This window comes from Amycolatopsis sp. NPDC050768, from assembly GCF_040654155.1.
GTDB lineage: Bacteria > Actinomycetota > Actinomycetes > Mycobacteriales > Pseudonocardiaceae > Amycolatopsis.
The window spans coordinates 49,104-72,885 of sequence record NZ_JBFAHL010000031.1 but is presented as its reverse complement, the minus strand read 5'-3'; the positions used below and the strand labels follow the sequence as shown (position 1 = coordinate 72,885).

Below are 23,782 nucleotides of genomic sequence, written 5' to 3'. Positions count from 1 at the left end.
TGATCAACGCGTTCGCCATCACGTTCGGTGACCGCTGGCCGGGAGCCGAAACCTACTGACCGACCCGCCGGAAACACCGATCACGGGATAGACCCGTCAGCCGTCCCGACCGGTGCCGGTCATGACCTGGACGCCGACCTGACGCCGGAAGGGTTCCAACGTGTTTCGTTGGTGGGCGGTTCGGGCCAGGAGGTCGTCGAAGTCGACAGCCGGCAGACGTTCGCGGAGGCCGGCTAGTACTGCAACGGCAGTTAGTGGTGTTGTGGTAGATCATCCTGGTGGTGGTCGATGTGGTGATGGGTCAGCTGGAGCGGGTGCATGAGCGGATCGGGGGCCGGTTCGCGCGGTCGGAGCCGCGGAATCGTGCGCGGGAGTATGTGTCCGGGCTGGTCGCGGGTTTGGCGCGGAAGAACGGCTGGACGCTGGCCGAGCAGGCCGGTGAAGTCTCGCCGGACGGGATGCAGCGGCTGCTGCGCTGGGCGGACTGGGACATCGACGGCGTCCGCGATGACGTGCGGGACTACGTGGTCGAGCATCTCGGTGAACCGGGCGGGGTGCTGATCGTGGATGACACCGGGTTCCTGAAGAAGGGCACCCGGTCTGCGGGGGTGCAGCGGCAGTACTCGGGGACTGCCGGGCGGATCGAGAACTGCCAGATCGGCACGTTCCTGGCTTATGCCGGTGCTCGCGGCATGCGTTGATCGACCGGGAGTTGTATCTGCCCGAGCCGTAGCTGGTCGGGCTCGGCGCGGTGTTCGCGCTGTATCCATCGGCGAGCGTCGCGCTGGTCCGCGACGACGATCGCGCGGGCACCTGTCCCACGCGCAGGGTGCCGGGGCCTTCCGCTGGCAGTCCCGGTCAGTCCAGGGGGATGGTCGGTCTATGAGCTCTTACCTGCGCATCTATCTGCCGCGTCTGTGGTGACTCGTGGGACGCCAGGGGCGCTTCTTGGACTGGCAGAAGGACAATCTGCGAAATGGGGTCCGAACTGGACGACGTCTCGGAAGCCACCAGATCGTGCGAAGCCACGAACGCGCCGCCCGCGCGGTCCTCGAGCGACTACGGGCCCGTCAGTCCGCAACAGACCAGCTCTCCATGAACTGCTGCACCGTGCCGAGTACGCCCTGGCCCGGGCGGGTAACCGGGCGGCATGACTACTCAGCGGATCGTCGTCACCGGTGCGACCGGGAACATCGGGACCAGCGTGGTGGACGCCCTCGACACCGACCCGGCGGTCGGCACGATCGTCGGGCTAGGTCGCCGCCGGGCCGGCCCCGGTGCCACGAAGGCGGAGTTCATCCAGGCCGATGTCGCGAGGGACGACCTGGTCCCCATCCTGCGCCACGCCGACGCGGTGGTGCACCTGGCCTGGCTCTTCCAGCCCACGCGCCGGCCCGAGGTCACTTGGCGGGCCAACGTGCTCGGGTCCCTGCGGGTGTTCGACGCGGTGGCCGAGGCGGGCGTACCGAAGCTGGTGTATTCCTCGTCGGTCGGCGCCTACTCTCCGGCCGTCCATGATCGCCCGGTCGCCGAGGATTGGCCGACCCACGGCTGGCCGGGGGCGGCCTACTCGCGGGAAAAGGCCTATGTGGAGCGGTGCCTGGACAACTTCGAGCTACGGCACCCGGATGTCCGCGTGGCGCGGGTACGGCCCGGGTTCGTCTTTCAGCGGGCGGCCGCGTCGGAGCAGCGGAGGCTGTTCGGCGGTCCGTTCGTGCCGGGCAGCCTGATGCGTCCGTCACTGGTGCCGGTTCTGCCGGACATTCCCGGCTTGCGGATGCAGGTGGTTCACAGCATCGACCTCGCCGACGCGATCCGCCGCTGCGTGCTCCGCCCGGTCTCGGGATCGTTCAACGTTGCGACCGAGCCCGTGGTGGACATGCCGTTCCTCGCGGAGCAGCTGGGCGCGCGGCTGGTGCCCATTCCGGCCGCGCTGGTCAAGCACGCGCTCGGCGCCGCTTGGCGGCTGCACCTCGTGCCGGCCACTCCCGGGCTGTTCGAGACGGTGCTGCACCTGCCCGTGATGGACACCGGCCGGGCGCGTTCCGAGCTGGACTGGCATCCGCGCTACACCGCGGCGGAGACGGTGGCGGAGTTCCTGTCGGGGCTGCGCGCGGGAGCGGGCGCGGACACCGCGCCGCTGGCGCCGGACGGGCAGCGCGCGCACGAGCTGGCGACCGGCGTCGGTCGCCGGCCCTGAGCGGGCCGCCTTGACCGGCATCGGGGGCGGGGCTTCGGAACTAAGCCGTTCCAGAGTGCGCCGAACGTTTGCCCAGTGCGACCGAACTGGGACGGGTGCGATCCTTTGATCACGCCCTCTCCGGACGGTCTACTTCGGGCCCGATCGTCGTTCGGCACTCGTGCGAGGAATAACCGGGGTTCGGTCGCCCAGACGGTTCAGGCAGGTGGATTTTATTCGGGTGGTCCAACAGCGAGCGATGGGACGCCGGCTTATTTCGCGGATGACGAGTCCGTTCCCGGGCGGCTACGGGCTGTCCGCTCGGCGACCCCGGAGATCCGCGCGGCGGACTTCTCCCGCCGGGGTCGGCCGCGCATGCCGAGTGTAGCGACTACGGCGGTGACGACCATGGTGGCCAGGTGCAGGATCGCGGTGGCCCAGTTGACGTTGAGCCGGTCGCCGGTGCCGCGGGTCAGAACGAGGATGCTGTAGGTGCTGAGTCCGGCTAACCAGATGGTGGCGGCGAAGGAGAAGATCGCAGGCCCACTGCTGCTGCGGGCGGCGAGGAGCCCGAGCGCTCCGATGAGGATGCGCATGACGTTCAGCAGCGGGCCGACACTGAAGATCCACAGTGTGTACTGGGGCTGGCGACTGGTGAACGGACCGGAGCCGGTCGAACCGAAGTTGCCCGGCACTAAGATGCCGAGCACACCCAGCACGAGGTAGACGACGCCGACGACGAGCACGACCAGCCGCAGGGCTCCCGGGCCGGGGCGTGGCCGCCGGTCGGCAGAGGCGTCACGTTCAGGCATGTCGCAGGACTCCCTGCCGCTTGACCGGGCCAAGGCGGCGTGCGATGGCTACCTCGCGCCGTAATTGCCCCGGAGGGGACCGATGAAACCGGCGCCACCCGAGACGGATTGTCCAACGGCGGTAAGGCTTCCGGATCGCGTTTCGGATCGGCAATGCGCATCGTTGTACTGAGGCGCTGTCGTCGCCGGGCCACCGCCGAAGGTGCTGCGCGAGTCGTGCAAGCTCGTCGACGAACCGCTCGCAGCCGCCGCCGACCGCCAGGCCGGCGCGCAGCTGGTGTGCTACGACGGAAACCTGGTCGAGCTCGGTCTCGCCGTGATCCAGCCCTGCAGCGGCACTCCGGCTGCGGCCGGGCCGAAGCCCGGGCCGGCCGCCGGGCCGGGTCTGGGCCTCGGACGCTGGCTGGTGCGCCGGGAGGTGCCGGAGGCCGGCGCCTCCCGGCGTGACTTTGTCAGGTAACCGCCGCACCCGATTCGGAGCTTCCCGAGAGTTCCTTGATGAACTCGTGGCACTGCTTCGCCCGGGCGGAGTCCTCTTCCATCACGCGGCGAAAGAAGTCGGCGATATCCTGACGCTCGGCGTTGTCGGCGTCGCGCACGTATTGGCCGTAATCGTGTCCGGCTTTCAACGAGTGGTACTGCACCGACACCAGGTCGTATGTGACGTCGTCGAAGCCGGTCTCTCCGGTAGCCATAAGCGGTTCCTCTCGAACTTACCGTGGTGACTGGAATACGGGCCGGTCTGGCGCCGCCCGTGAGGCCGTGGTTCCCGCGGCTCGCACCGGTAAACGTCCGAGCAGGAGGTGGTTCCGGTGAACGGACGGCGACCAGAGCCGGAAGGACCGACGAAGCTGTCCGCGGGTCCTGGTGGATGGTGCTCAGGCGCACGGCGCGGCAGTTCGGGAGGGACAACTGCACCGACTGGGCCGCGGACCTCACGTACTACGCAATCAGGTCGTGCCGGGGCCGGGCTGACAGGTTCAAGTGGGTCGATCCTGGGTCGTCGAGTCCCAGAGGCTCGCCGGGCTGGGCGCGCGTTGTCGCGGTCTGGTGGTCTGCGCGCTCGGGGCGGTGCCGCCGTGACCGTCGCGCGGCGGTTGGGTGATCTGCTCGGGTTGGAAAGGACCGGGGTTCTGGTGTGGGAGATCGCGAAGTGGCCGGTGATCGCGGTGCTCGTGAGCCTTGTGGGTGCGCTGCTCTGCTGGGCTGGGCCCAACGTGCGGCAGCCGAACTTCCGGTGGCTCACGCCGAGAGACCTGGTCGCCGTTGCGCTGTGCGCGGCGGCGTCGGCGGGCTTCGCGCTCTGCGTGGCCAACTTCGGTTCGTACGACAAGACTTACGGGTCGCTCGCCGGGGCCATCGTGTTGCTGGCGTGGATGTGGATCTCCACTATCGCTGTCCTGCTCGGTGCCGAGCTCGATGCCGAGCCGGCACGCGGCCGCCGGCGCGACGCGGGCGGCGGCTCCGATGAAGGCGAGCCGTTCCTGCCCGCCACGCGATACGAAGGCGATGGACGCGAACGAAGCGGCCGCCGTGTGCGAAGGGACTGCACGAGATGAGTGCGGTCATCGGTCACTGTCGCCGGCGTTCGCATTGCTCGCCGATCACGCGCTGCCCGGTGTCCTCGGCGTCGTCGAGCATTCCGACCGCCAGGCGGTTCTCAGGTGCCGCGGCCCGTGGTTCGCTGCAGTTCGTCGATCCGCTCCGATGCCTCGGCCTTGGTGAGCTCCTCCGGCACGTCCACGCCGGCTTCCTGCGCCAGCGTCCGCAAATAGGACTTCTGCGGGCCGGTCATGGGTTCGTCGCCTGTCGTCCAGTCGCTTGGGTCCTTCTGCGGATTCGGGTCGATCTGGTCCGTCATGGTTTCCCCCTTTCGAACGTGTGTTCGTACGTAAGCGACGATACCCGAGGGGTCCGACAAACGCCGATCAGGCGCGCCGTGACCGGAATTCGTCGGCGGCCGGCGGTAGGGTTGGGCTTCCGGTACTTGTCGGCTGTGGTCGCGGCGTTGCGCGAGCACCCGCACGTCGACACCGAGACGGTGATCACGTTGGTGCGGGCCGATCTCCCGACGGTGCCGCACCAGGCGTTCTGCGACGTGCTGCGCGCGATGTACTTCTCCGCTGCGCGAACGCAGTATCTCCACCCAGGCACGTGTGACGCGGCCGGAGGCGGGTATCCGGGCCCGACCGGACAACGGGAGGAGGCCCGTCTCATGGACGGCGATGTCGAGACGTTCCACGAAAACGGCTTGTGGAAGAACAAGATCGACGGTTATCAGCGCGCGTCGAACACGTTCAAGGACCGCGCGATCGCCGTCAAAACGGGGCGGCACATGGCGAAGGCCCGCCGCGTCGCTCACCGCGTGCGCGACGAGCTCGGCTCCCTCGTCAGCCACGAGGACTACCGCACCCACCACAAGGGAATACGGGTGGAACGGGGTTCCTGATCGCACTTCCCGGCTTCGACGTCCATTGAGGACAGTAGCGTGGCCTCGCGTGTTTCTTGCACGCGCAGTCCGCGCGGGGCCGGAGATCAATCCTGGCAACGAACCGTACGCCAACAGCGCGGGTGCGGCCGCCGGTGGTCACTCCGTCGTTTCGGGATCTGGCGCGATTTGCACACTCGGTTGGGCGTCCACCACGCGGGCGCCGAATCGGCGAAGATTCGGCACGGCCCCCTCATCGGGCGTCGGCCGCGAGAACCTCGCGTATCCGACATCCAGGAGGTAATTCCCATGGCCGACTACCACCACAGTGCCTCGGTCGAGCTGCCGGCGGACGAACTGTTCGCCTATCTGCGGGAGCCGCGGAACCTGCCGCACTACTTCACGCAGATGCAGGAGGCCGAGCCCCAGGGCGGCGAGGCTGTCCACGTCGAGGCGGAGATCCACGGCGAGCACATCGAGGGTGAGGCCTGGCTCAAAGTCGACGAAGCCAACCGCACGTTGTCCTGGGGTTCGCAGGGCCCGCACGACTACCAGGGCGAGCTGAGCATCGCCGACGCCGGCCCCGCCGCGAGCCGCGTGGAGGTCACGCTGCGCAGCGTCCGCGAGGGCTCCGGGGAGGAGATCCAGCGCGGCCTGGAGGAAACGGTCGCGGCGCTGGCGTACACCGCCGTCGCCGACTCGGACGTGGAGCGCAACGATCGCGAGGGCGACCCGGCGGGGAGTTAGTCGGATTAGTGGGCTGCTGCTACTCGCCAACTTGCACCGAAAGGCCGCAGGTGTGTAGCCCGACTGGGAACTGTTGGCGCAGGGCGCGCCGACGTCGAAGCACCCCGATGGAGTTATCCCAGCTGTTCCGCGTTTTGAGGTGGAAGGCGCGGTTGGGGCACTCTCGGACGATGCTGGTCTGGGCGGGGGGTAGAGCGCCGGTGCACGCGGCGGCTGTAGCGCTGGGACCGTACGGGATTCCCGTGCGACGGCCGGGAATCCTGCGGCACAATCCCGGTAGCCGTGCGATCACAGGCCGGTCCGGTGTTCACCGATAGCGAGAGCGGCGACGGCAGAGCCGCCAGGTCCCAGTGGTGCGCCGGCGCGGAGGTCGAAACCTGGTTTCGCCGCGACAGCGCGAAGTTTGTCCGGTCGGTCGGCGGGTAATCGGCGGTGACCCTGACGCCGAGGAGGCCCCGATGACGACCGTACCCGCGGAAGAAGCGGACGAGACCGCCGCCGGCGCTACGGCACTGCGGGAGGTGCTGCCCGCGTTCCCTGCGGGGTCGGCGCTCCCCGCGCGCGGCCTGCTCCGCCTGCCTGGCGTCTACCGTCCGCAAGCTGACACGTGCCTGCTGGCGTCCGCGGTGCGCCGGGCCGGGGTGCCCGTCGCCGCCCGCGCGCTCGACTTGTGCACCGGCACGGGCGCGCTTGCTATCGAACTTGCCCGGGCGGGGGCAGAATCCGTGCTGGCCGTGGATCTTTCGCGGCGGGCGCTGGCGTCGGCACGGGTGAACGCCGCCGTGCGCGGGCTGCCGGTGCGCGTGCGCCACGGCGGCCTGCTCGCCGCCGCGACCGGGGGTCCTTACGACGTCGTCGTGACCAATCCGCCGTACGTGCCAGTGCCGGCGGAACAGGCTCGGCCCGACCGCCGATGCGACGCCGGGGCCGACGGACGCGCGGTGCTGGACCCGTTGTGCGAGGGCGCCCCAGCACTGGTTGCGCCAGGAGGGTTCCTGTTGCTGGTGCAGTCCGTGATGGCCGGCGTGGACCGCTCGGCCCGGCTGCTTACCACCGCGGGCCTGCGGCCGCGGGTCGTCGCCCGGGCGGTGGTCCCGTTCGGGCCGGTCCTTTCCGGACGGACGGACTTCCTCGAGGAGTCCGGCTTCGTGGCCCCGCAGGTGCGCGAAGAGGAACTGGTGGTGCTCCGTGCCGACCGGTGAGGGCCGGGACCACCGGCGGGTGCGGATGGTCCCGGGTGGGCCGCTGCTGATCGAAGGACCGGTGGAGCTGCAGACGCCCGAAGGCAACGTCGTGCGCTCCGAACGATTCCTCGTGGCCGTGTGCACCTGCCGGCGCAGCAAATGCTTCCCGCTGTGCGACACCAGCCACCGTCAGCGGGTCCGGACTCAGGGCAAGGGCTGACGCAATGATGACCGCCCGGCGCGCCAGCACCCCAGCAGGTGCTCGCCGAGGCGGTCCTCGAGGTGGTTCGTGGCATGCACACCGAACACCACGTCCGCCGCAAGCGCCGGTTCCTGATCGAGCAGGTCGCCAACCACGTCGTGGCGCATCACCTGTTCGTGCACCGCGTCGGCCTCGATGTGCTCGGTGTAGAAGAACTTGCACTCCGTGGCCGCGCCGAGCCGGGTGAGCGCCTGCACCATGCGCTGCGCCGAGGGCGCGGTGGTGATCTCCGCGGCGGCGAAGTGGCCGACGAGCGCGCCCCGCAGGGCGCGGTGGAGCCCGAACAGCGACATAGCGTTGACGATCGCCAGCATCGGCGCAGGCACGTAGTCCAGCAGGGCCAGGTAGCCGTCGGGGAGCCCGGCGCCGCGCAGCAGGTCGGCGAACAGCCGCGAGTGGACGTACTCCGGGCGGCCGCCGCCGAACTCGTCGAACTCCACAGCCACGAGCGCCGCCTTGGCCCGGCCCCGCAGGCGCGGGATGACCCACGCGTGCGGATCGGCTTCCTTGAGGTGGTAAATCGAGCGGTGGGCGAACAGCTCCCGCACCTGCCACCACTCGCCCTCGTCGCGCAGGTAGTGGGATACGCCGGCCGCGTCGATCGGCTCGACCAGCAGCGCGGCGAACTCGCCGTCGACGTCGTCGCCACCGGGCGCCGCGGCGCGCAACGCGCTCAGGAAGCGCTCTTCCAGCGCGGCCCGCAGCCGTAGCAGCTCGGGGTCCCATTCCCAGCCGGCGTCGACGCCGGGCAGACCTTGGTAGTGCAGCTCGTAACACAGGTGCAGGGCCAGCTGCAGGTCATCGCCGAATGGATCGGCGTCTGCGATCGCGTCGAGCGGCACAGCCTGCCCCGGTGGAGGAGCGGACAGCGCTTCGGAGACGGCAGCCGACAACGGCCCGCGGCCTGTGGGCAGCTCGGTGGACTGCAGAGTCTTCATGACCGGAGGGTTACCCCGCGGCGGCCGCTTCATGCCCCGCGACGGGCACGGTGTGTTCCTCGAGCAGCCGCACCACGGCGCGCAGCCCACCGGCCGCCGCGGCGCGCTGCGCGGCCGACCCCGTGCCATCGACGAGCACCCGGCCGGCCAGCGACCCGGCAAGGGCGAGGTCGCCGGCTTCCTCGAGCGCGCCGGCGGTGTGCGTGAGCAGGTCTTCGACGAGTTCGGCGGCCGGGCGCTGCCGTTCGAGCCGAGGATCCACCAGAAACCCGGTGAGGCCGTGGCGCGCGGCGGCCCAGACAGCGGCGGCACACACCTGCGGCGACAGGCGCGGGCCTTCGATCCCGCGCTCCAGGTCGGCCAGCGCGGTCCGCACGAGGGCGCGGGACAGCACGGCTTGCAGTACCGCGCCGTCGACCGTCGCGGCGGTGTCGGCCACGCGCAGTTCCACCGTCGGCAGCCGTGGTGACGGCCGGGCCAGCCAGAAACTCTGGTTGCGGTCGACGAGCGCGCCGCACTCCACGAGCGCGTCGACCGTGCTCTGGTACTCCGCGTGGCTGCGGAAATGCGGAGCGACGCCGGAACCAGGGAAACGGGTCTGCAGCACCATGCGCCAGCTGTGGTAGCCGGTGTCGCGGCCGTCGGCGAACGGCGAGTTGGCCGACAGCGCCAGCAGCACCGGCAACCAGGGGCCGAGGTGATTCACCACCGCGACGGCAGTGTCCGGGTCGTCGACGCCGACGTGCACGTGGCAGCCACAGGCTTCGTAGTCGGCGGCGAGAGGGCCGTAGGCCTCGTGGATCTCCGCGTACCGGCCCTGCGGCTCCGGCTGCGCCCCACGACCCGGCAGAGACACGGGCGTGCCGGACGCGACGAGCGCGCAGTCCTCGGCGGCCGCGGCAGCGGCGAGCAACCGGCGCCCGCTGGTCATCTGGACCCGCAGCTCGTCGGCACTCGTGCAGACGCCGGTGGCCAGCTCCAGCTGCGTCGGGCGCAGCTCCCGCTGCACAATCGCGCCTTCCGGCAACCGGCCGTGGTGCCCGCAGCGCGCCAGTACGCGGTCCGCGCATGGTGCTGTCCGGCCCGTGCGCGGGTTAACGAGGAGGAACTCCTCCTCGACCCCGATCGTCGTCCCCGCCCCATCCATGAGAACTCGGCTACCCGTTTGCGCGGCGGTGAACCGGGATCGCGCGCCGGAGACAGGCCTCGCGCAACGTGACGTCGAGCCGCGGCGAGATCGGCACGAGCCAGTCGGGTTGCGGGCGCTCCTCATCGCGCGGCTGTTGCGCGCCGAGGGCCGTGAGCGCTGCACCAGCGGAGCCCCCGGAGGGCGGGCTCACGAGGGGACCACCCAAGACCACCGCGGAGAAGCCACTGGCCGTCATGACCGGCACGTCGAGCGGCATCGGGCTCGAATTGGCCAAGCAGTTCGCCCACCACGACTTCGACGTCATGCTCGCCGCTGAAGACAATGAGCTGACCGAGGCCGCCGAGCAGGTCCGGTCTTGCGGCGCGACGGTCGAGCAAGTGCGGACGGATCTCACCCGCCGCTTAGGCGTGGAAGAACTCGTCGAGCGCGTCGCCGCCACGGGCCGCCCGGTCGAGGCGCTTGTCGTCAACGCAGGCGTCGGCATCAACGGCGAGTTCGCCAGCGACACGCGCCTCGACGACCAGCTGACCGTCGTGGACCTGAACGTGCGCTCGGCGGTGCACCTGGCCAAGCGCGTGGTACCCGGTCATGGTCGAGCGCGGTCGCGTGCGGTCGCGGGCGGTCGCGGGCGGGTGCTGTTTACATCGTCGATCGCGGGGACCGCGCCGGCGCCGTACCAGGTCGTCTACTCCGCGTCCAAGGCGTTCCTCACCTCGTTCTCCGAGGGCCCGCGCGCGGACGTGAAGGACAAGGGCGTGACGGTGACGGCGCTGCTGCCCGGCGCTACCGACACGGGGTTCTTCGAACGCGCGGGCATGGAGGATACGAAGATCGGCGCGGGCAAGAAGGACAGCGCGGCCGACGTCGCGGAAGCCGGGTTCGCCGCGCTCATCGCGGGCGAGGACAAGGTCGTGGTCGGGGCCAAGAACAAGGCGACCGCCGCCGCGTCGCGGACGCTGCCGGACGCGGCAAAGGCGGCGCAGCAGGGGAAGATGATGAAACCGGGTTCGGCCGAGGAGTGACCAAGAGGCCGGTCGGATTACCGTGCGCTGTACCAGGGTAGTTCTGGAAAGTGCGAATCGTGATCACCGGTGCGAGCGGGAACATCGGGACGGCGCTGCTGCGCGAGCTGGACTCCTCGTGGGAGGTGACCGGCGTCGCTCGGCGCGTTCCCGACCTCGCCGTCGAGCCGTACTCCGGTGTGTCCTGGCTGCAGCTCGATCTCGGTGAACCCGGGGCCGAGGAAGCACTGGCGCTGGAGTTTGACGGTGCGGACGCGGTCGTGCACCTCGCGTGGGCGATCTCGCCGGGGTGGGGTGAGCCGGCGATGTGGCGCACCAACGAAAACGGAACCCGACACGTGCTCGACGCCGCGGCGAAAGCGGGCATCGGGCACGTGGTGTGCGCGTCGTCGGTAGCCGCGTACGGGCCAGGGCCGCGCGGCGAAAAGGTGGCCGAAGAGTTCCCGCGCACCGGGATCCCGGTCAGCGCCTACAGCCGCGGCAAGGCGGAGCTGGAGACGGTGCTCGACGCGTTCGCCGCGGCGCACCCGCAAGTCGAGCTCGCACGGATCCGACCGTGCGCGGTGCTGCAGCGGCCGGCGGCGGGCGAGTTCACGCGCTGGCTGCTGGGCCCGGTGATCCCACCCGGGCTGCTGGCCGGGCGGTTGCTGCCCATCCCGCTGTGGAACGGCCTGCGAGTGCAGGCGGTGCACTCCGACGACGTGGCCTCGGCCGTGCGGCTGATCCTGCAGCAGCGCGCGACCGGACCGTTCAACCTCGCCGCGCCGGACGTGCTGGACGCCAACGCCCTCGCACGGCTCTTCGGCGGCCTGCGCCTGCCGGTGGGCAAGCCGGTGGCGCGGTTCGCGGCCCGCCTCGCCTGGACGGCCGGGCTGCAGCCGCTGCACCCCGGATGGCTCGAACTCGCCAACCATGCGGCACTCGTGGACACGACCCGTGCGGAGTTCGTGCTGGGGTGGCAGCCTCGGCACAGCACCGAGGAAACGCTGGCGGAGCTGGTCGAGGGGTTGCGCGGCAAAGCGGCCGGGGCGTCGCCACCGCTGGCCGGAGCGACCACCGGCTTGCGCGCGCGAATGCGCGCACTCGCGCGGTGGCGGCCGACGCACCAGTCGCAGGCGTGAGGGGGCGTGGTGGAGACCGTCGACGCGATCGTGGTCGGGGCCGGGCACAACGGACTCGTGGCCGCGAACCTGCTGGCCGACGCCGGCTGGGACGTGCTGGTGCTGGAGGCGACGGACACCCCGGGCGGGGCGGTGCGCACCGCCGAGGTGACCGCGCCAGGCTTCCGCAACGACCTGTGCAGCGCGTTCTTTCCGATGTCGGCCGCGTCGCCGATCATGCGCGGGCTGGGGCTGGAAAACCACGGCCTGCGCTGGCGGCACGCGCCCGACGTGCTCGCGCACGTGCTGCCGGACAACCGCTGCGCCCTGCTGTCGCGCGACGTCGAACGCACGGCCGCGTCCGTGGACCGGTTCTCCGCCGGTGACGGCGACGCGTGGCAGGAGCTGTTCGCGCAGTGGCAGCACCTGCGCGACCGGCTGCTCGACGCGTTGTTCACGCCGTTCCCGCCTGTGCGGCCGGCCGCGCGGTTGCTGCGGCGCACCGGCACCGCGGAGGCTCTGCGCCTCGCGCGGATGTTGACGTTGCCCGCCCGCCGGTTCAGCGAGGAACGGTTTTCCGGGGCGGGCGCGCGGTTGCTGCTGGCGGGCAACGCCGCACACAGCGACCTGTCGGTGGACAACGCCGGCAGTGCGGTTTTCGGCTGGCTGCTGGCGATGCTGGCGCAGGACGTCGGGTTCCCGGTGCCCGAAGGCGGGGCCGGAGAGCTGGTATCGGCGTTGGTGAAACGGCTGGGCGACCGCGGCTCGGTCCAGTGTGGACGGGAAGTCGACGAAGTCCTCGTCGCCGGCGGCCGGGCGGTGGGCGTGCGGTGCGCCGACGGCGACGCGATCCGCGCCCGGCGGGCCGTGCTGGCCGACGTGCCGGCGCCCACGCTGTACGGGAAGCTGGTCGCGCCGGAGTGGCTGCCCGGCCGGCTGATCCAGGATCTGGACGGGTTCGAGTGGGACAGTGCGACCGTGAAGGTCGACTGGGCGTTGTCCGGCCCGGTGCCGTGGACGGCGCACGAAGCCGCGGGTGCCGGGACCGTCCACTTGGGCTGCGACGAGGACGGCTTGGCCGCCTTCGGCGCCGAACTCGCCCACGGCCGCGTGCCCCGGCGACCGTTCCTGCTGCTGGGCCAGATGACCACGGCCGACCCGACCCGCTCACCCGCGGGAACCGAAGCGGCATGGGCCTACACCCACGTGCCGCGCGGTTCGGTCACGACGCCGTCCGCGTTGTCGCGGCGGGCGTCGGCCATCGAGGACTCGATCGAACGCCAGGCGCCGGGCTTCCGAGACCGCATCCTGGCGCGCTACGTCCAAGGTCCGGCCGAGCTCGCCGCCCACGACCGGAGCCTCGTCGGCGGTGCCATCAACGGCGGCACCACCGCGATCCACCAGCAGCTCTTCTTTCGACCCGTGCCCAGCCTGGGCCGCGCCGACACCCCCGTGGACCGCCTCTACCTCGCCGGCGCTTCCGCCCACCCCGGCGGCGCCGTCCACGGCGGACCGGGCGCCAACGCAGCCCGCGCGGCGTTGGCGCGCAACGGAATCTTCGGTGGAGGTTACGCGACGCTGATCAAGGCGGCGCACCGCGCGGTGTACGGCTGAGAGCCGTCGGGCGTCTATTGAGGATTCATGAACCGGGTGCGGCCGAACGCGGTTCCGGGTTACGGCCCGACGGCCTTGCGGGCCCGGCCCTCCGCCAGCGCGGCCAGGCGCGCCAGCGACTCGCGGTTGCGCGGCCGCAGCACCAACGCCTGCAGGGCTTCGGGGAGCAGCTTTCCCGGCCCCCGCAAGGCACGCTCGCGCATGCGCACGAGCGTGCCTCCGCTGGACCCACCGTCGGGGGTCAGCGTCACTTCGACGTCCGCTGTGCCGAAGGGCCAGCCCTGTGCCTCGAGCCGGAGCGATTCCCCCGGTGAGACGGCGAGGACGACCGTGGTGTCCTCCAGCTGCAACGGCCACGCACCGACACTGTGGTGCAGCCGCGCGCCGACCGCGGGCCAGACCCCGTCGACGTCCCGAATGTGGGAGCTGCCGACCACCCAGCCCGAATAGGCCCAGCCGTCGCCGAGGACGGCGAACACCGCAGACGGTGGGGCGTCGACCACGCGGGTCACTTCGATCATCAGTCCCTCCTCGGCGGCCGGCATTCAGCCCTGCCGCGGTGGTAGTGGGCGCTCACACGCGGTGGCACCCTGCGCTGTGCTGCGGACAGTCGTGTCCGGCTCGTGCCGGAGCCGTCGGCTGACCTCGGGCATCGGTGGCCCCCTTCGTTTGCGGTCCGGTTACCCGCGGGTGAGCCGGGTAATCAGGCGCCGACGAGCGAGTTCGAAGCAGAGCGCCGGATGCCGGGCGCCCCCGACCGGGTGTTCGTCCTCGCCGCTGACACCGGTCGGCTCGGCGCGTGGCTGCCCGGGCGCATCTGCGCCCGCGAAGGCGAACCACCGGGTCTCGACGTTGGCGTGTACCCAGTCGACGGCGCCGACCAGCCACCGGTGGTGCTGACCGCGCTGCGCACCGGCTGCGGCTCCGGCGTCGCCACCGCGTAAGGCAATCGATTATCCGGGACAAACCATCGGCACGGGGAAAGCGAGGATAGCCATGACAGCCTGGTGGGGACTGGCAGCGCTGGTGGGGATACCGGGGACTTCGGGCTGCTTTGGCTGCACCGGCCCGAGACGCGGGAGTCGGTGGATCCGCTGGCGGCCTACCCGAGCGCGCACGAGCCCGCTCTCCCGGACGCAGACGCGGCGCACACCCTGCTCATGCTGCCGCGGATCACGCAGAAGATGCAGCACAACGACGGCGCCGGTTGGCGGCAACCGCAGTCGCTCACGGTCCCGCGAGCTCTCTCCGGCAACCAGGAAGCCCCCTCCTCCACAGCACGACCGGTGACCCCCACCGGCGATCCGAAGTCCCCGCCTCGGAAAGACTGCCACCGTCGGCGTAGCGACGGAACCCGTGACGACACGGGTACGCGCCTCGGAATCCCGCACCATCTCCGGCGACCTCTTCCCGGAACCCGGTTCAGCTACCGCCGCGCCACCGGCACCCGAACAGCTTCGAACGACGGCACCACCAACGCCAGCACCGGAAACCGAAACCGAAACCGATCCAGCTTCAGCTCCAGAGACGCGATCCTCAACGCCCGCCGGAGCCGGATCGTCCGAACCGGCTCCCCGAAAACCGATCAAGCTCCGCGACGTCGCGCGAGCATTCGCGGACGAGTTCCTCGCTACCGTGCCTGTGGAACCGCAAGGCGGCCCAACAGCCGCTGCTTGACCGCAGGGCCACCTGCGGACACGCCATCTCCAGGCCACATGGTGGTCTTCGTCGGCGCGCCACCACGGGGTCTACCCGATCATCCCCGTGGGAAACACGCAGAACGGTGGGCGGATGCAACGCGCGAGCGACAGCGTGAATGTCCGGACGCCCACCTTTGGGTTTAGCCGCAGGCACTGCACCCGCGCAGAGTCGCGCCCTGCGGGCCCGGGGGTTCCCAGACCCCGGATCGCGGGGCCCGTCTGCCGGCCTCCGGGCGCTCGTGAACCGGTGAGTCGCTACCCGCGCCAGCTGTCCCGGCGCTGGCGATCCAACGTCCTTCGGCGCTGCGCCCGAGACGCAGTCACGCAGCGACGTTCAGCGGGGCCTGGCTCGACCCCTGCTTCGCCCTCGGCAGAACCGCATCCGACGAGGTCACGAGGGCGCCGATGGCGGCGGCCATGGGCTCACGCAAGCAATTCGACCTGAGTGGCGGCATCGGCCATGCCTCTTGGTCCGGTCAACCGCGCTCTGCACGGTGGAGCGGAGTCAGCGCTGGTCAAGCTGGGTGCGCAGGTCGTGGATCGTGTTCTCGGCGTCGGCGAGCTGGTCTTGCAGGCCGATGATGCGGGCGGCGGCGGTGAGGGTGTGGCCTTCGTCGAGTTGTTCGCGCAGCCGGACCACGAGGGTGAGCTGGCGGCGGGAGTAGCGGCGGTGGCCGCCGTCCGAGCGCTGTGGGCGCACCAGGTCCGCAGTGTCCAGGCTACGCAGGAACGCTTCCTGCACGCCCAGCATCTTCGCGGCCTGTCCGGTGGTGAAGGCTGGATAGTCCTGGTCGTCGAGGTTGCCCAGATCAGCCACACACATCTCCTTGACCGGTCGTCACGCTCCCCAGGAACTCCAGATTATCTAGCGCGAGCACTTGACACAACTTGCAGTGCGCGCTATAGAAATGGATGAGCGGTACATGACCTGGTCTCAAGCACGACGACGTTGCCGGGGAGTGATCGACGATGCCGGACATCACCCGCCGCGAGGCGGTGACCAGCGGGTTCGCCGAGCTGGTGTGCGCCGATGCGGCCTGGCTGCGCGCGGAGTTCGACGCGATCATGTCCGCCAATTTCGACGCTTTCCCTCCGTATCCAGCGAGGCGCCGGCCTGGATCCACAGGTCCGCAGCGATCCGGCCGCAGGCCCCGCGCCGTCGCCACCGGCGGCCGGCTGGTTGGCGTGGTGCCGGCGATACGAGGTGGGCATCGGCAGCGTTCCCCTCCGCTGACCGGTGCGCTCCTGTGGTCAGCGAACGCGACGGTGATCTCGAAAGGCAGGTGATGCCAGCACACCTGGAGCCCGCTCGGCTGTCGTTCTTTCGCCCCGGCGGGGATGTCTGCATCGACAGACGGCCGAGGAGACCTGGCAGTGGTCCCGGCCCGGCGTCTCGTGGCGCACCCCTCGCGACACCTCCGGCCCGGCGGTATGGCAGCCGGGACGGGCCCCGGGTGATCGAAGGATCGATTGCACACACAGGATTCTCAAGAAGTGTTTCCCACCGAACTGGTCCCGGCCCCGCCGCCAGCGTTGCGGCGGGAGCCGGACCCCGACGATGACACGAAACCAGCCCTTGCCTCCGCACAAGGCAGGGTGGCGTACAGATTGACGAGCCGCCTCCGGCCCCGGCACACCGGTGGCGGTACAGGGAAGGAGCGAAGGAGGGATGGTCATGTTGATGCGGACCGACCCGTTCCGGGAGCTGGACCGGCTGACCCAGCAGTTCTTCGGCGCCAACGGCACCACATCGCACCCGGCGGTAATGCCGATGGACGCCTACCGGGCCGGCAACGAGTACGTGGTGCAGTTCGACCTGCCCGGGGTCGCGCCGGACTCCATCGACTTGGGCGTGGAGCGCAACGTGCTGACCGTGAAAGCCGAACGCACGCCGGCCTACGACGAAGGCACCGAGGTCCAGGTGTCCGAACGACCACGCGGGGTGTTCTCCCGCCAGCTGTTCCTGGGCGACACCCTCGACGCCAACAACATCGCAGCGCACTACGAGACGGGTGTGCTGACGCTGCGGATGCCGATCGCCGAACAGGCCAAGCCACGCAAGATCGCGATCAGCGGCGAGAGCGAGTCCAAGCAGATCAACGCCTGAGCGTCTCGAACCCCTGGCTCGGCGTTGTGGCCCCGCCCGCGTGGCATCGAATGCTGCCGGGCGGGGCCGCGTCGCCGTCGACCCTCGCACAGCAGGAGGAAAGCGGTACCGATGGCTACCACCCGACGCCGACCGGTCACGATCGCCACCACGCTGGCCACCACGGCCCGCGACCTTCGGCGCGCGGTCCGCGCGGCCGATCCGGCCAAGACGCCCAGCCTGGCACAGCTGCGTGACTCCGGCTGGCAGCTGACCCAGCTCACCGGCGAGCTGACCGATCTGGTGACCCTCCTGGCCGAACACACCGGCCACCACACCCAACGTCCCGGGCAGCTTCGCCAGGCCGACGGCGCGCCGGGCACCGCATATCTGGCCTCCGCATGCCGGGAACTGGCCACCCTGCGCCGCGCCCTCGACACCGCCCACAGCGCGGCGCGCGACTACTACACCGAGATCAGCCAGCTCAACCCAGCTGTGCCCGGTTCGCTCCGGTCCTGGCCATGAACCCCTCCCACCCCGCAGACCTGCCCGACCCCCACGCGGTGCTCGGCGTGGCTCCCGGCGCCAGCGCGGCCGAGATCACCGCCGCCTACCGGCGCGCCGTGCGTGAGTGCCACCCCGACGCACCACACCCGGACCGCGAACGACTCGCGGCCGTGATCACCGCCTACCGCCACCTCCGCGACCACCTCGCGCGGCAACCCACCGAACCGCACCGGCCCTCCACACCAGGCCACGACATCCACGTGCGCGTGCACCCCCGCACCACACCGCCAGAACCAGACGTGCGCGCCGGCCCCGTCCACCGCCACCCGCACCGACACAGCTGGTGACCGCGGAGCTTCGGTTTGGGCACCGACGAGCGCGCGATCGCGGCATGGATGGCGAACATGCGGCCGTTCTGCTCGGTCTCGTCACCGAAGACGTCCGACTCGGCGGAGAGCCCACCACAAAAGATCTTGTAACACCACGGCGCCGGTACCCCGCACCGAGACGACAATCGTAGACACGCAGCGCGACGGCATGGCGCGCGGCGGACCCACCGGCAGGACGTTCACCCCCCTCGCCTGCCGGTGGGCCGCATTACGCGAGTGCCGCCACGACGCCCGCGAGGCCGGCATTCGGCGGCCCGATGAGGAACACGGTGCGGACATGCGCGAGAGCTTTCACGACGAGCTGAACCGCCTCAGTGCACAGACGGGGCAGATGTGCACGCTCGCGGCCGACGCGATCCGCCGGGCAAGCAGAGCACTGCTGACCGCAGACCAGGACCTCGCCGAGCAGGTGATCGCCGCCGACGCCGAGATCGACTGGGCCCGTGCAGACTGCGAGTCGCACGCCCAGGCCCTGCTGGCCCTCCAAGCACCCAAGGCACACGACCTGCGGACCATCCTGGCCGCGATCTACTGCGCCGAACGGCTCGAGCGGATGGGCGACCTGGCCGCCCACATCGCCGGCATCGCCCGCTTCGCCCACCCCCACCACGCCGTGCCCGCCCAGCTCGAATACGACTTCGCCGAGATGGCCGACGCCGCCGCCAGCATGGCGGACCGACTCGCCGAACTGATCGACCACCAATGCCCCTGCGGATTCACCGACCTCGCCGACATCGACCAGACCATCGACACCACCCACGCCCACATCCTCACCCTGATCACCAGCGACCAGTGGCCCCACGGCATCCAGACAGCCATCAACCTCGCCCTGCTCGCCCGCTTCCACGAACGCTTCGGCGACCACGCCGTCGCCGTCGCCAACCGACTGCGCTTCGCCGCCACCGGCGAACTTCCCTTCCACACCCACACCTAACTCGACACCACGTGCAGGTCAGAGGGCTGAACAAGACGATGAATGACAACGCCCAGCGGCCGGTCAATCCGGCACGCCGGGCAGTTGGTACTCCCCGAGTTGAGATCCCTGAGGAGCTGAATCAGCGGTACTGGCTGGACAGCTTCTTGGCGTTGGCGAGAGCCACGTCGTAGGCCAGCGGTGCGGTGGCGATGTCGTGCAGGCAGCCGGCGCACAACACGCCACCGGGGCCGGGTTCGGCTTCCCCCTCCGCGGAGGCTGAACATGCCCGACACCCCCAGCCCCGCACCCGGCCAGATCGCTACACCGAACTCGACGTCTTCGCCGACTACGGCAGCTTCCTCGTCCAAGACGACACCGTCCGCCCCCACACCAACCGCGCCTTCATCACTGACCTGATGAACAACCTCATCGCCACCACCGACGGCGCCATCGGCGTCGGCACCGCCCGCCGCCGCACCCTCCCCGTCACCCTCGACATCCGCACCGAGCACCTGAAGACAACCTCGACGACTGGGACCACGTCAGCCGAAGCCGGCCTCCGCATCACCAGCGGCCGCATCGTCGTGTCCAAACTCGACTACCGACCCACCACTCCCCGCACCGCCGTCCCACCCGGCAACTACACCGCCCACACCTACGCCACAGGCTTCGACACCATCTCCGACGACCGCATCGACGGCAACGACACCTACCACGTCGTCCTCTGGCCCGGCCCCATCGTCGAACCCCACGTCCTCAAGCGATACCCACACCTCCCCATCCCTGGCTGAACGAAACGCGGCCACGCGTTCCTGGTGATCCGCCTCATCGCCTCCGGCCACCCGCCGGCAGATGCGGAACGCTGGCCCGCCTCGGTGCCGAGCTGGTCAACGGCAACCGGTAAGGGCCTGACGTTCCTTCGCCTGCTACGTCGCCGGCCTGTGGAGCTACCGAGGAGCCACGACCCCGTTCCCCGGCGCTACAGGGCTCAGCTTCGCGGCGAAGGCTAGGATCGCTGCCCTACTCGCCCTGCGCGAGCAGCTCAACGCACTACCCAGCAGCGTGCGCGCCGACATCGCCACCGAGCTCATCGACCGGACCATCGATCTGACCCGCCGGATTAGCCAGCTCCGTCGTCACATCGAGAAGCTCGTCGAGTCCATCGCACCGCGGCTAATGACCATCCCCGGCTGCGCGGGCCTGACTGCCGCCAAGATCCTCGGCGAGACCGCCGGAGCAAGTCGATTCCGATCCTCGGCTGCGTTCGCCATGCACGCCGGAACAGCTCCGATCCCGGTCTGGACAGGCAACCGGACGCGATTCCACCTCAATCGCGGTGGCAACCGACAACTCAACGCGGCCCTGCGCCGCATCGCTGTGACCCAGCTGCGGATCCACCCATCGGCCCAGACACTGATCCAGCGCCGCATCAACCACGGCGACTCCAAAACCGAAGCGATCCGCGTCCTACGCCGACACCTCGCCGACGTCGTCTACCGCCAGCTCATCAACGACACGCCCCACACACCCGAACAGGGACGCCAACCAACCGCCGCTTGACATAGGAGATTCACGGGCGTGCCTTCCCGACCGACGCGCCAACGTCGGCCTTGCTTGAGAGCCTGAGCTGATCACCGGGAAGGTACGCCCCTCACCGGGCTGATCCACAGGTTTCAAGCATTGCTCGGACCGCGACGGCCTTCGTGTCAGTCTCCCTCCGGGCCCACGGGGCCGGTCAGGCTCTGGCGCACCCCGGTCGCCGACGCCTTCTCGACGGCGTCGACGAGGCGGTGCCGAGTGAGCGCGTACGCGAAGTTGGGCACCTCGTGCGTGCCGTCGGCGAGGTCCCGGGCGAGCTGTGCGTAGAGCTGCGCCACGTTGTGCGCCGGGCCGGTCAGCTCCCGCCCCACTCCGGCGAAGTACGCGTCCGGCACGGCGAGTTCGGCCACCCGCGGGTCGTCGCCCGGCCCCCTTCCAGCAGGAGGGGCGCAACCTGCAGACTGCCGACCGCGGAGGTCACAACCAGGTCGCCCTCGGTGCCGTTGATCTCCCAACGCAGGTTGTCGCCGCGGGAGGCTCCGCGGCGGTAGTGGATCGACGCGGCGGCTCCCGAGTCCAGGGTGCCGGCGATCATCACCTGGTCGGGCGCGCTGACCGGCGCCGTGCTGCCGTCGTCCGACAGCGTCACCTCGGTGCGTCCGCGGACCAGGCGGGCGTCGAGGTCGGCGAACCCGCCGAGCACATGGTGGACGGCCTCCAGCGCGTGCACGGTGGGTACGGTCAGGGTGGTGGCGCCGTTGGCGTCGTCGTACCAGTACAGGTGGCCCCGGTCCGCGGTCGGGCCCCACGCGACGCCGGAGTCGACCAGCGTGCTGCCGAGCACCCTGCCCGCGTACCCCTGGGCGACCAGGTCACGGGCGTAGTGGACCTCGGGGGCAAAGCGCGCCTACAGCCCGACGGCCGTCCGCACTCCGGCGTGTGCGGCCATCGCGGTGAGATCCCCGGCCTCCGCGAGGCCGACGCCCAGGGGCCATTCGCTGTAGACCGTCTTCCCCGCGGACAGTGCCGCGGAGATGATCTCCCTGTGGTGGGCGATCTTCACGGCGACCACCACCAGATCGACGGCGGGGTCGGCGATGAGGTTCGCATGGTTGTCGTACGCAGCGTCCGCGCCGAACTCCTTGGCGGCGGCCTCGGCGGACTCCTGTCGCGACGTGCTGACCGCACGCAGGTCGTACCCGGGCAGCGCCCGCAGCGCGGGGACATGGCCGAGTGCGGCCCATCCGCCGGTGCTGCCGCCGACAATGCCCACGCCGATCGTCTTGTCCCGCTCCACCGTCATCACATCCTCCACAATCTCTCTTCTCTCCATAATGAAGTTTCGCCCGGTGGTTCGGGGGCGTCGCCCTCCGCGCAGGCGGCGGCGCCGCCACGCTCCTGCTTGTCCGCACAGCAGTGCAGGGAACGGAAACGGCTACCTTGCCGGGGATGCGGATACGGCGCAGCCGGGTACATGGGGCTCAGGAGCAAGCGCTGCTCGGTACACCTCACGTCGTATGCATCGGCGGCAACAGCGCTCCGAGGCGCTGACGCAAAACGTCGTCAGCCTGGTGTGTGCGCCGACCGGGCAAGCCCTGCCCGGCGGGGGACGCCGCAGTTGACCGGAGCGTTGTACAGCCGGCATGCGTGCGACGCCCTCGCTCGGGGCCGCCGGACCGATTGGCCGACCTATGACAGCTCAATAGCCGGCGGTCAGCGCGCCGTCGATGGCGAGAGCCGCGCCGGTGATGAACGGGCTCTCGTCACTGAGCAGGAAGGCGGCGAACGCAGCAATCTCCGCCTCATCGGCGGCCCGGCCGGTCGGCTGCTTGTCGAGGAGGGCCTGCGCGGCTTCCGGATTGCCGTCGACAACGCTGCGCCACAGCGGCGTGTTCACCAGCCCCGTCACCAGGGCGTTCACCCGCACGCCGGACCTGGCCGCGTCGAGCGCCGTCGAACGGGTGAGGCCCACGACACCGTGCTTGGCAGCCGCGTAGGCCGGAGCCCCCGGGTCACCCACCACACCGACAACGGAGGCGTTGTTGACGATGGAACCGCCACCTCTGGCCACGATCGCCGGAATCTCGTGCTTGAGGCTGTAGAAAACGCTGGTCAGGTTGAGGGCGATGACACTGTCCCAGAAGGACGCGTCGATGTCCCCGAGCGCTCCCTGGCTGTTGCCGCCGCCCGCGTTGTTGAAGGCGCCATGCAGGCCACCGAACTCGTTGACCGCGACATCGACCAGATGGGCAACCTCCTCCTCGACCGTCACATCCGTCGGAACGAACAGGGCCTTGCCACCCTCCCGGACGATCTCCGCCGCGGTCGCCTCGCCACGCTCCTTGTCACGCGCCCCGATGAGCACCGTTGCCCCCTCGGACGCGGCGCGCCTCGCAAAGGCCGCGCCCATACCGGAGGATCCTCCGGTAACCACGATGACCTTGGACTGCAGACGGTTGGACATGCTTCTCCTTTCGTTGCCCGGCATGGCAGGGAGGCCACGGCCGCCGGGGGACCTCAACGGCCCCGTATGCGGACTTGGTAGGTCGAGAACCTGCAGCACGTCCGGCTCGGCGAATGCGTAGAGTGGAACGGCTCGCCCGCCGCCATTCCCAGAGGGGTACCTGACAATTACCTGGTACGTCTCCCGTACCTGGATCAAGTCTCCGGAACAGGAATCAACGCGACAAGAGGGCATTTTGAAGTGCCCAGGTATCACCGAGGGAACCGACCCCCGGGACGGGGGCTGCTCCTGTGATCCGCAATTTGCCGCCAACTTTATACCTGGTTACGCTTGTATACTTCCTGGTATGACGCAGGTGATCACGGAACCACGGGAGACAGACACCGAACTGTGCGAACGAGGCCATGACCTCATCCGCAGCGTGCTGGAACGCATCGGCGACAAGTGGTCGGTCGTGGTGATCTGCAAGCTCGCCGACACCACCCGCGGGTTCAACGAACTGCGCCGCCTCAGCGGCCCCAGCCCCATTACCCAGCGGATGCTCAGCGCCACCCTGCGAAGGCTTCAGCGTGACGGTCTCGTCACGCGGACCGTCCACAACACCAAGCCCCCGCGCGTCGACTACGCCCTCACCGCGCGCGGGCTCAGCTTGCTGGGCATTGTCCAGTCACTGGCGCGTTGGGCAGAGGACAACTCCGGCGGCATCCTGGACTCAAGAACGACTTTCGACGCCGAACAGGCCTGA

Annotated in this window: 30 protein-coding genes and 1 pseudogene; 20 read left to right on the top strand and 11 right to left on the bottom strand. The window is 70.0% G+C overall.

All coding sequences use genetic code 11. The annotated features are described in order from the left end of the window. Window positions 1-278: 278 nt before the first annotated feature. Window positions 279-727 (top strand): annotated as a pseudogene (locus AB0H62_RS48465) (transposase); the annotation flags it as partial. A 423-nt stretch (window positions 728-1,150) separates the two neighbouring features. Next, window positions 1,151-2,200, top strand: a complete 1,050-nt coding sequence (locus AB0H62_RS48460; RefSeq protein ID WP_360592708.1) for an NAD-dependent epimerase/dehydratase family protein — start codon at window positions 1,151-1,153, stop codon at window positions 2,198-2,200. A gap of 251 nt (window positions 2,201-2,451) precedes the next feature. Here the strand turns inward: AB0H62_RS48460 and AB0H62_RS48455 are convergent, their stop codons facing one another. Continuing rightward, complete coding sequence (locus AB0H62_RS48455) at window positions 2,452-2,991, bottom strand: DUF4383 domain-containing protein (RefSeq protein WP_360592707.1); 540 nt, start codon at window positions 2,989-2,991, stop codon at window positions 2,452-2,454. 202 nt (window positions 2,992-3,193) lie between these two features. On the opposite strand from AB0H62_RS48455, the gene AB0H62_RS48450 reads away from it, so the two are divergent. Next, entirely contained in the window at window positions 3,194-3,451 is a 258-nt protein-coding gene (locus AB0H62_RS48450) for a hypothetical protein (protein ID WP_220240143.1), read from the top strand. Here AB0H62_RS48450 and AB0H62_RS48445 read toward each other — a convergent pair. Continuing rightward, complete coding sequence (locus AB0H62_RS48445; RefSeq protein WP_220240142.1) at window positions 3,444-3,686, bottom strand: acyl carrier protein; 243 nt, start codon at window positions 3,684-3,686, stop codon at window positions 3,444-3,446. The genes AB0H62_RS48450 and AB0H62_RS48445 overlap by 8 nt on opposite strands. Before the next feature lie 384 nt (window positions 3,687-4,070). Between AB0H62_RS48445 and AB0H62_RS48440 the strand changes: the two genes are divergently transcribed. After that, on the top strand, window positions 4,071-4,550 hold the full coding sequence (locus tag AB0H62_RS48440; RefSeq protein WP_360592706.1) for a YihY/virulence factor BrkB family protein: 480 nt from the start codon (window positions 4,071-4,073) through the stop codon (window positions 4,548-4,550). Between the two features lie 101 nt (window positions 4,551-4,651). Here AB0H62_RS48440 and AB0H62_RS48435 read toward each other — a convergent pair whose 3' ends face one another. Beyond that, window positions 4,652-4,852, bottom strand: coding sequence for a DUF3072 domain-containing protein (locus AB0H62_RS48435; protein ID WP_220240141.1), 201 nt, complete (start codon window positions 4,850-4,852; stop codon window positions 4,652-4,654). A gap of 126 nt (window positions 4,853-4,978) precedes the next feature. Between AB0H62_RS48435 and AB0H62_RS48430 the strand changes: the two genes are divergently transcribed. The 4 genes from AB0H62_RS48430 (at window position 4,979) to AB0H62_RS48415 (ending at window position 7,570) form a co-directional block, all read left to right on the top strand. Next, complete coding sequence (locus AB0H62_RS48430; protein WP_360592705.1) at window positions 4,979-5,440, top strand: DUF2188 domain-containing protein; 462 nt, start codon at window positions 4,979-4,981, stop codon at window positions 5,438-5,440. 288 nt (window positions 5,441-5,728) lie between these two features. Further along, the gene (locus AB0H62_RS48425) at window positions 5,729-6,166 is read left to right on the top strand and encodes an SRPBCC family protein (protein WP_220240140.1); all 438 of its coding nucleotides are present in this window, start codon (window positions 5,729-5,731) and stop codon (window positions 6,164-6,166) included. Window positions 6,167-6,624: 458 nt separating this feature from the next. Beyond that, complete coding sequence (locus tag AB0H62_RS48420) at window positions 6,625-7,368, top strand: methyltransferase (protein ID WP_360592704.1); 744 nt, start codon at window positions 6,625-6,627, stop codon at window positions 7,366-7,368. Beyond that, window positions 7,355-7,570, top strand: coding sequence for a CDGSH iron-sulfur domain-containing protein (locus tag AB0H62_RS48415; RefSeq protein ID WP_360592703.1), 216 nt, complete (start codon window positions 7,355-7,357; stop codon window positions 7,568-7,570). The genes AB0H62_RS48420 and AB0H62_RS48415 overlap by 14 nt, the downstream gene beginning before the upstream one ends. Here the strand turns inward: AB0H62_RS48415 and AB0H62_RS48410 are convergent. Then, window positions 7,555-8,550 (bottom strand): iron-containing redox enzyme family protein, encoded by a 996-nt coding sequence (locus AB0H62_RS48410; RefSeq protein WP_360592702.1) that lies wholly within the window; start codon window positions 8,548-8,550, stop codon window positions 7,555-7,557. The two genes, AB0H62_RS48415 and AB0H62_RS48410, sit on opposite strands and share 16 nt — an antisense overlap. 10 nt (window positions 8,551-8,560) lie before the next feature. Next, on the bottom strand, window positions 8,561-9,697 hold the full coding sequence (locus AB0H62_RS48405; RefSeq protein ID WP_360592701.1) for a glutamate--cysteine ligase: 1,137 nt from the start codon (window positions 9,695-9,697) through the stop codon (window positions 8,561-8,563). A gap of 236 nt (window positions 9,698-9,933) precedes the next feature. On the opposite strand from AB0H62_RS48405, the gene AB0H62_RS48400 reads away from it, so the two are divergent. From AB0H62_RS48400 to AB0H62_RS48390, 3 genes are read left to right on the top strand one after another with little or no spacing between them, the layout of a single operon-like run. Next, window positions 9,934-10,722, top strand: coding sequence for an SDR family NAD(P)-dependent oxidoreductase (locus tag AB0H62_RS48400; protein WP_360592700.1), 789 nt, complete (start codon window positions 9,934-9,936; stop codon window positions 10,720-10,722). A 59-nt stretch (window positions 10,723-10,781) separates the two neighbouring features. Continuing rightward, a complete protein-coding gene (locus AB0H62_RS48395; RefSeq protein WP_360592699.1) occupies window positions 10,782-11,843 on the top strand; it encodes an NAD-dependent epimerase/dehydratase family protein in 1,062 nt (353 codons plus the stop codon). 9 nt (window positions 11,844-11,852) lie between these two features. Continuing rightward, window positions 11,853-13,436 (top strand): NAD(P)/FAD-dependent oxidoreductase, encoded by a 1,584-nt coding sequence (locus AB0H62_RS48390; protein ID WP_360592698.1) that lies wholly within the window; start codon window positions 11,853-11,855, stop codon window positions 13,434-13,436. Window positions 13,437-13,495: 59 nt separating this feature from the next. On the opposite strand, the gene AB0H62_RS48385 is transcribed toward AB0H62_RS48390, so the two are convergent. Next, a complete protein-coding gene (locus AB0H62_RS48385; RefSeq protein WP_360592697.1) occupies window positions 13,496-13,957 on the bottom strand; it encodes an SRPBCC family protein in 462 nt (153 codons plus the stop codon). Window positions 13,958-14,176: 219 nt separating this feature from the next. On the opposite strand from AB0H62_RS48385, the gene AB0H62_RS48380 reads away from it, so the two are divergent. Next, window positions 14,177-14,380, top strand: a complete 204-nt coding sequence (locus tag AB0H62_RS48380) for a hypothetical protein (RefSeq protein ID WP_360592696.1) — start codon at window positions 14,177-14,179, stop codon at window positions 14,378-14,380. Between the two features lie 1,261 nt (window positions 14,381-15,641). Here AB0H62_RS48380 and AB0H62_RS48375 read toward each other — a convergent pair. Beyond that, entirely contained in the window at window positions 15,642-15,959 is a 318-nt protein-coding gene (locus AB0H62_RS48375; RefSeq protein WP_220240131.1) for a MerR family transcriptional regulator, read from the bottom strand. 146 nt (window positions 15,960-16,105) lie between these two features. On the opposite strand from AB0H62_RS48375, the gene AB0H62_RS48370 reads away from it, so the two are divergent. The 7 genes from AB0H62_RS48370 (at window position 16,106) to AB0H62_RS48340 (ending at window position 20,594) form a co-directional block, all read left to right on the top strand. Beyond that, the gene (locus AB0H62_RS48370) at window positions 16,106-16,423 is read left to right on the top strand and encodes a hypothetical protein (protein WP_220240130.1); all 318 of its coding nucleotides are present in this window, start codon (window positions 16,106-16,108) and stop codon (window positions 16,421-16,423) included. Between the two features lie 388 nt (window positions 16,424-16,811). After that, window positions 16,812-17,243 (top strand): Hsp20/alpha crystallin family protein, encoded by a 432-nt coding sequence (locus AB0H62_RS48365; protein WP_220240129.1) that lies wholly within the window; start codon window positions 16,812-16,814, stop codon window positions 17,241-17,243. 111 nt (window positions 17,244-17,354) lie between these two features. After that, window positions 17,355-17,747: a hypothetical protein gene (locus AB0H62_RS48360; RefSeq protein ID WP_220240128.1), complete on the top strand. Its 393-nt coding sequence runs from the start codon at window positions 17,355-17,357 to the stop codon at window positions 17,745-17,747. Further along, the gene (locus tag AB0H62_RS48355) at window positions 17,744-18,076 is read left to right on the top strand and encodes a J domain-containing protein (protein WP_360592695.1); all 333 of its coding nucleotides are present in this window, start codon (window positions 17,744-17,746) and stop codon (window positions 18,074-18,076) included. The genes AB0H62_RS48360 and AB0H62_RS48355 overlap by 4 nt, the downstream gene beginning before the upstream one ends. 319 nt (window positions 18,077-18,395) lie before the next feature. Continuing rightward, window positions 18,396-19,052, top strand: coding sequence for a phosphate signaling complex protein PhoU (phoU, locus tag AB0H62_RS48350; protein ID WP_220240126.1), 657 nt, complete (start codon window positions 18,396-18,398; stop codon window positions 19,050-19,052). Window positions 19,053-19,450: 398 nt separating this feature from the next. Next, window positions 19,451-19,825 (top strand): hypothetical protein, encoded by a 375-nt coding sequence (locus tag AB0H62_RS48345; protein ID WP_360592694.1) that lies wholly within the window; start codon window positions 19,451-19,453, stop codon window positions 19,823-19,825. A gap of 271 nt (window positions 19,826-20,096) precedes the next feature. Continuing rightward, window positions 20,097-20,594 (top strand): IS110 family transposase, encoded by a 498-nt coding sequence (locus tag AB0H62_RS48340; protein WP_360592693.1) that lies wholly within the window; start codon window positions 20,097-20,099, stop codon window positions 20,592-20,594. A 146-nt stretch (window positions 20,595-20,740) separates the two neighbouring features. Here AB0H62_RS48340 and AB0H62_RS48335 read toward each other — a convergent pair whose 3' ends face one another. From AB0H62_RS48335 to AB0H62_RS48320, 4 genes are all read right to left on the bottom strand, one after another. Beyond that, window positions 20,741-20,983: a hypothetical protein gene (locus AB0H62_RS48335; protein ID WP_360592692.1), complete on the bottom strand. Its 243-nt coding sequence runs from the start codon at window positions 20,981-20,983 to the stop codon at window positions 20,741-20,743. Continuing rightward, window positions 20,929-21,417: a hypothetical protein gene (locus tag AB0H62_RS48330; RefSeq protein WP_360592691.1), complete on the bottom strand. Its 489-nt coding sequence runs from the start codon at window positions 21,415-21,417 to the stop codon at window positions 20,929-20,931. Before AB0H62_RS48330 ends, AB0H62_RS48335 begins: the two co-directional genes overlap by 55 nt. A 63-nt stretch (window positions 21,418-21,480) precedes the next feature. Beyond that, entirely contained in the window at window positions 21,481-21,876 is a 396-nt protein-coding gene (locus AB0H62_RS48325) for a Gfo/Idh/MocA family oxidoreductase (protein WP_360592690.1), read from the bottom strand. A 396-nt stretch (window positions 21,877-22,272) separates the two neighbouring features. Then, window positions 22,273-23,037, bottom strand: a complete 765-nt coding sequence (locus AB0H62_RS48320) for an SDR family oxidoreductase (protein WP_220240122.1) — start codon at window positions 23,035-23,037, stop codon at window positions 22,273-22,275. 346 nt (window positions 23,038-23,383) lie between these two features. Here AB0H62_RS48320 and AB0H62_RS48315 point away from each other — a divergent pair, with 346 nt between their 5' ends. Continuing rightward, window positions 23,384-23,782 carry a helix-turn-helix domain-containing protein gene (locus tag AB0H62_RS48315; protein WP_220240121.1) on the top strand — a complete coding sequence of 133 codons (399 nt, stop codon included), beginning with the start codon at window positions 23,384-23,386 and terminating at the stop codon, window positions 23,780-23,782.